General features: G+C 68.1%; 3 protein-coding genes and 1 pseudogene. 2 read left to right on the top strand and 2 right to left on the bottom strand.

Going from position 1 to position 6,650, the window contains the following annotated elements; all coding sequences use genetic code 11:
- Positions 1-192 (bottom strand): annotated as a pseudogene (locus K206_RS0112895) (GGDEF domain-containing protein); the annotation flags it as partial.
- A gap of 244 nt (positions 193-436) precedes the next feature.
- Entirely contained in the window at positions 437-1,750 is a 1,314-nt protein-coding gene (locus K206_RS0112890; RefSeq protein WP_029043569.1) for a hemolysin family protein, read from the bottom strand.
- Positions 1,751-2,149: 399 nt separating this feature from the next.
- Here K206_RS0112890 and K206_RS0112885 point away from each other — a divergent pair, with 399 nt between their 5' ends.
- Complete coding sequence (locus K206_RS0112885; RefSeq protein WP_020202829.1) at positions 2,150-4,306, top strand: hydantoinase/oxoprolinase family protein; 2,157 nt, start codon at positions 2,150-2,152, stop codon at positions 4,304-4,306.
- Between the two features lie 13 nt (positions 4,307-4,319).
- Positions 4,320-6,644: a hydantoinase B/oxoprolinase family protein gene (locus K206_RS0112880; protein WP_020202828.1), complete on the top strand. Its 2,325-nt coding sequence runs from the start codon at positions 4,320-4,322 to the stop codon at positions 6,642-6,644.
- The last annotated feature ends 6 nt before the right edge of the window (positions 6,645-6,650 follow it).

The following is a 6,650-nucleotide window of genomic DNA, read 5'->3' as shown; positions in this document are numbered from 1 at the left end:
CAGGCCGGCGGCCAGGCCGGGGCCCAGCGTCTCGCTGGCGTGGCTGAAGCGGTCCAGGTGGATGACCAGCACCGCCAGGCCGGGCGCCGCGCCTGGCCGTTGCCGGCGCGCGGCCAGCAGGGCGGCGAAATCGCCGGTGTCGGGCAGGTCCGCTTCCGGCTTGCCGACGATGCCGTCTGCGTCTGGGTGCATGGGAGGGGTGTTGGTGGATCATGCCGCCGCGCCGCACTTGGCTCGGCATAACGAAGATCATACGGCAGGGCGGGCGCGGCCCGAAGCGCGGCGGATGCCGGGATCGTGCGCTGGCGCGCGGACTTGACGGCGATCAAGTCTCGCCGGCGGCGCCCCACGGTGGTGCGGAGCGGGCCGGCGAATGCGGGAGGGGATGCGGAAGGGGCAAGAGGAACGGAGGGCGGGCGCCATGCCCGCCGCGCGGTCAGCCGGTGGTCTCGGCGTCGGCGCCGTCCTCGGGCGGCACCACGGAGGCCAGCACCTTGTCGATGCGCTTGCCGTCCATGTCGACGATCTCGTACTTCCAGTCGCCCCAGCGCACGGTGTCGCCGGTCTGCGGCAGCCGGCCCAGCAACAGCAGCAGCATGCCGGACAGCGTGTGGTAGCGCTCCTTGTCCTCTTCCGGCACGTGGCGCAGGACGAGGCGGTCCTTGAGCTCGGGAATCGGGATCAGGCCGTCGAGCAGCCAGGAGCCGTCCTCGCGCTGCACCGCCCATTCCTCGCCGGCGCTGTCGGGCTTGAACTCGCCGGTGATGGCCTCGATCAGGTCCTGCAGCGTCACCAGGCCCAGCACTTCGCCGTACTCGTCGATGACGAAGGCCATCTGCCCGCCCGAGGCGCGGAAGTTCTCCAGCAGCTCCATGCCGGTCACGCTCTCCGGCACGAACACCGGCGCCTGCAGCACCGCGGTCAGGTCGGTGGGCTCGCCGCGCAGGCGGCGCGCCAGCAACTGGCGGGCGCTGACCACGCCCAGCATGTCGTGCATGCCGCCGCGCACCACCGGGAAGCGCGAGTGGTCGGACTCCTCGATGCGGCGCAGGTTTTCTTCCAGCGGCACTTCCACGTCCAGGCACACCACGTCGCCGCGCGGCACCATCAGCGAGGTGAGCTGGCGGTCGTCGAGGCGGAACACGTTGCGCACCATCGTGTGCTCGTTCTGCTCGATGACGCCGGCCTCCGAGCCTTCGACCAGCAGCGCGTGGATTTCTTCCTCGGTCACGGCCGGGCCGCGGCCGCTCGTCACGCCGAGCAGGCGCAGCACCAGGCGCGTCGAGCTGGACAGCAGCTTGACGAACGGCGTGGAAGCCACCGCCAGGAACGAGATCGGGCGCGCCACCAGGCGCGCGATGCTTTCGGGTGCCATCTGGCCGAGCCGCTTGGGCACCAGCTCGCCGAGCACGATGGAAAAGTAGGTCAGGCCGGCCACCACGATGGCGGTCGCCACGTAGCCGGCGGTGACGGTCTGCATGCCAAAGCCCTGCAGCCAGACGCCAAGCGGCTGGGCCAGCGTGGATTCGCCGACCACGCCGTTGAGCACGCCGATCGAGGTGATGCCGATCTGCACGGTGGAGAGGAAGCGGGTGGGATCTTCGCCCAGCTTGATCGCCTCGATGGCGCCGCGGTCGCCTTCCTCGATCCGTTTTTGCAGACGGGCCTTGCGGGCCGTCACCAGCGCGATTTCCGACATGGCGAACAGTCCGTTGAGCAAAATCAGCGCCAGTAATATGGCAATTTCCATCAGGGTGCGCGCCCTGTGCGCGCAGGAGTTATCGAGGGCCAAAGCATAACATTGCTATGTGTCGGAACCGTTCCCGGCAAGCGCGCGCCGGCGCCGGACGTGCCGTTCCGGTCGCCCGGCCACCTCCCGTGCCATCTCTTTCCCCACCTCTCCCGCCGCCGCGCCACAGCGCGAAAACCGGACGGTGGCGCCGTTCGAAATCGCGACGTCCGCTACGCGGGCGTCCTCGCCGCCACCCGGCGGCTGCGCGCCAACCCGTTGATGCAAAAGACAATTCACCGCCTTCCGTGCGCTGGCACAGCGGTTGCGGAGAGAAGCCGGGCCCCGCGACGCGGCGAGCCTGGCAACGGCGCTGCCCGGCAGCCGCCGTGAACGCAATCACTGGAAGGAGACATGGATATGGAAGTGCAATCGCAAGTCCAGGTGATGGGCATCGATGCCGGCGGCACGATGACCGACACCTTCTTTGTGCGCTCCGATGGCCGTTTCGTCGTGGGCAAGGCGCAAAGCAACCCCGAGGACGAATCGCTGGCCATCTTCAATTCGTCCGAGGACGCGCTGGCGCACTGGCAGCGCGGCGTCGACGACGTCTATCCCGAGCTGCTGACCTGCGTGTATTCGGGCACCGCGATGCTCAACCGCGTGGTGCAGCGCAAGGGGCTCGACGTGGGCCTGATGGTCAACAAGGGCTTCGAGCACGTCCACTCGATGGGCCGCGCGATCCAGAGCTACCTCGGCTACGCGCTGGAAGAGCGCATCCACCTCAACACCCACCGCTACGACGAACCGCTGGTGCCGCTGTCGCGCACGCGCGGCGTGACCGAGCGCACCGACGTGCAGGGCGAGATCGTGATCCCGCTGCGCGAGCACGAGACCCGCCAGGCCACGCGCGAGCTGGTGGCGGCCGGCTCCAGGGCCATCGTGATCTGCTTCCTCCAGTCGCACAAGAACGGCACCAGCGAGCAGCAGGCGCGCGACATCGTGCGTGACGAGCTCAAGAAGCTCGGCGCCGACATCCCGGTGTTCGCCTCGGTGGACTACTACCCGCAGCGCAAGGAAAGCCACCGCATGAACACCACGGTGCTCGAAGCCTACGCGGCCGAGCCCTCGCGCCAGACCCTCAAGAAGGTCAGCGACCGTTTCCGCAAGCACGGCGCCAAGTTCGAGCTGCGCGTGATGGCCACCCACGGCGGCACCATCAGCTGGAAGGCCAAGGAACTGGCGCGCACCATCGTCTCCGGCCCGATCGGCGGCGTGATCGGCTCGCGCCTGCTGGGCGAGACGCTGGGCTACGACAACATCGCCTGCTCCGACATCGGCGGCACCTCGTTCGACATGGCGCTCATCACCAAGGGCAACTTCGCCATCGCCGCCGACCCGGACATGGCGCGGCTGGTGCTGTCGCTGCCGCTGGTGACGATGGATTCCGTGGGCGCGGGCGCGGGCAGCTTCGTGCGGCTCGACCCGTACAGCGGCGCCATCAAGCTGGGGCCGGACAGCGCCGGCTACCGGGTCGGCACCTGCTGGCCCGAGAGCGGGCTGGACACGGTCTCGGTGTCGGACTGCCACGTGGTGCTCGGCTACCTCAATCCCGACAACTTCCTCGGCGGCGCCATCAAGCTCGACGTGGCGCGCGCGCGCCAGCACATCAAGGATCAGATCGCCGACCCGCTGGGCCTGTCGGTGGAGGACGCCGCCGCCGGCGTGATCGAGCTGCTCGACCTGCAGCTGCGCGAGTACCTGCGCTCCAACGTCAGCGCCAAGGGCTACAACCCGACCGAGTTCGTCTGCTTCTCCTACGGCGGCGCGGGGCCGGTCCATACCTACGGCTATACCGAAGGGCTGGGCTTCAAGGACGTGATCGTGCCGGCCTGGGCCGCGGGCTTCTCGGCGTTCGGCTGCGCCTGCGCGGACTTCGAGTACCGCTACGACAAGAGCGTCGACCTGGCGCTGCCGCAGGGCGCGGCCGAGGCCGACAAGGCGCAGGCCGCGCAGACCATCCAGCAGGCCTGGTCGGACCTGGCCGCCAAGGTGATCGAGGAATTCCGCATCAACGGCTTCAAGCCCGAGGACGTGATCCTGCGCCCCGGCTACCGCATGCAGTACATGGGCCAGCTCAACGACCTGGAGATCGACTCGCCGATCCCCAGCGCGGCCGGCGCCGCCGACTGGGACCGCATCGTCGATGCCTTCGAGCAGACCTACGGCCGCGTGTACGCCAGCTCGGCGCGCTCGCCCGAACTGGGCTTCTCGGTGACGGGCGCGATCATGCGCGGCATGGTGCTGACGCAGAAGCCGGTGCTGCCCGAAGACCCCGACGGCGGCCCCACGCCGCCGGCCGCGGCCCGCATCGGCACGCGCCCGCTCTACCGCCAGAAGCGGTGGCACGACGCGGTGCTGTGGAAGATGGAGGCGCTGCAGCCGGGCAACACCATCACCGGGCCGGCCATCATCGAGTCCGACGCCACCACCTTCGTGGTGCCGGAGGGCTTCGCCACCACGCTCGACAAGCATCGCCTGTTCCACCTCAAGGAAGTGAACAAGGCAGCGAAATAACAGGAGACACGCCATGAACATGATGTCCAGCAAGGAAGTCGGCCTGGCCGACCTGCTCAAGACCGGCCAGACGCTCAAGGAATTCCGCGACGCGATACTCGAGCGCACCGCGCAGACCGGCCACTACAACGGGCTCACGCGCCTGGCCTTCCGCGAGCGCGACCCGATCCGCTACGAAAAGCTGTTCTCCAAGCTGCGCGGCGGCCTGGTGCATGCGCGCGAGACCGCCAAGAAGATCGCCGCCAGCCCCATCGTCGAGCAGGAAGGCGAGCTCTGCTTCACGCTCTACAACGCCGCCGGCGACTGCGTGCTGACCTCGACCGGCATCATCATCCACGTCGGCACGATGGGCGCGGCGATCAAGTACATGATCGAGAACAACTGGGAGGGCAATCCCGGCATCCATCCCGGCGACATGTTCACCAACAACGACTGCTCGATCGGCAACGTGCACCCGTGCGACATCGCCACCATCGTGCCGATCTTCTCGCACGGCAAGCTGGTGGGCTGGGTGGGCGGCGTGACCCACGTGATCGACACCGGCGCGGTCACGCCCGGCTCGATGTCGACCGGGCAGGTGCAGCGCTTCGGCGACGGCTACATGATCACCTGCCGCAAGACCGGCGTGAACGACACGCCGCTGCGCGACTGGCTGCACGAAAGCCAGCGCTCGGTGCGCACGCCGAAATACTGGATCCTCGACGAGCGCACCCGCATCGCCGGCTGCCACATGATCCGCGACCTGATCGAGGAAGTGATCGCCGACGAAGGGCTGGAAGCCTACGAGGAATTCGCCTACGAGGTGATCGAGGAAGGGCGGCGCGGCCTGCAGACCCGCATCAAGGCCATGACGCTGCCGGGCAAGTACCGCAAGGTGGCCTTCGTCGACGTGCCCTACAACCACCCGGACGTGCAGACCTCGTCGGCCTTCGCCAAGCTCGACTCGATCATGCACTCGCCGGTGGAGATGGAGATCCGCAAGGACGGCTCGTGGCGGCTGGACTTCGAGGGCGCGAGCCGCTGGGGCTGGCATTCGTACAACGCGCACCAGGTGGCCTTCACCAGCGGCATCTGGGTGATGATGACCCAGACCCTGGTGCCGACCCAGCGCATCAACGACGGCGCCTACTTCGGCACGGAATTCCACCTGCCCAAGGGCACCTGGATGAACCCGGACGATCGCCGCACCGGCCACGCCTACGCCTGGCACTTCCTGGTGTCCGGCTGGAGCGCGATGTGGCGCGGGCTGTCGCAGGCGTATTTCAGCCGCGGCTACCTGGAGGAGGTCAACGCCGGCAATGCCAATACCTCCAACTGGCTGCAGGGCGGCGGCATCAACCAGGAAGGCGAGATCCACGCGGTCAACAGCTTCGAGGCCTCCTCGTGCGGCACCGGCGCCTGCGCCATCAAGGACGGGCTGAACCACGCCGCGGCGATCTGGAACCCCGAAGGCGACATGGGTGACATCGAGATCTGGGAGATGGCCGAGCCGCTGCTCTACCTCGGGCGCAACGTCAAGGCCAACTCCGGCGGCTACGGCAAGTACCGCGGCGGCTGCGGCTTCGAGACCCTGCGCATGGTGTGGAAGGCGCAGGACTGGACCATGTTCTTCATGGGCAACGGCTACATGAACAGCGACTGGGGCCTGATGGGCGGCTACCCGGCCGCCACCGGCTACCGCTTCGAGGCGCACAAGACCGGCCTGAAGGAGCGCATCGCCGGCGGCGACAGCCTGCCGCTGGGCGGCGACGCCAACCCGGACCTGCCGGACTACGAGAACCACCTCAACGCCGGCGCCGTCGTCAAGCGCGACCAGCAGTGCATGACCACCGAGGACTGCTACGACAACTACGACCTGTACCTGAACTACCTGCGCGGCGGCCCCGGCTTCGGCGATCCGCTCGACCGCGAGGTGGAGGCCATCGAGCGCGACCTGAACAACGCCGTGCTGCTGCCCGAGTACGCGCAGAAGGTCTACGGCGCGGTGGCGACCAGGGACGGCAACGGCATCTGGAAGGTGGACGCCCGGCAGACCGCGCTGCAGCGCGTCGAGATCCGCAACCAGCGCCTGGCGCGCTCGCAGCCGACCCAGGAATGGATGAAGGGCGAGCGCGAGCGCATCCTGGTCAAGCATGCCTCGACCCAGGTGCAGCACATGTTCGCCACCAGCTTCGGCTTGTCGCAGAAGTTCGAGCAGCAGTTCCGCGCGTTCTGGGACCTGCCGGAATCATGGACCCTGACCGAGGACGAGCTCGACGTGCCGACCTACGGCTCCAAGTACCGCATGGACCTGTCCAAGATGCCGGACGTCCATACCGTGGTGCTGGTCGAAGAGTAAGGCCGC

The organism is Cupriavidus sp. WS (assembly GCF_000395345.1).
Classification (GTDB): Bacteria; Pseudomonadota; Gammaproteobacteria; order Burkholderiales; family Burkholderiaceae; genus Cupriavidus; species Cupriavidus basilensis_B.
This window is presented reverse-complemented; position numbering and strand designations above follow the sequence as displayed.

Excerpts from the sequence above, each read along its gene's own strand:
- K206_RS0112885 (WP_020202829.1), top strand. The coding sequence starts at position 2,150 with ATGGAAGTGCAATCGCAAGTCCAGGTGATGGGCATCGATGCCGGCGGC.
- K206_RS0112880 (WP_020202828.1), top strand. The coding sequence starts at position 4,320 with ATGAACATGATGTCCAGCAAGGAAGTCGGCCTGGCCGACCTGCTCAAG.
- K206_RS0112890 (WP_029043569.1), bottom strand. The coding sequence starts at position 1,750 with ATGGAAATTGCCATATTACTGGCGCTGATTTTGCTCAACGGACTGTTC.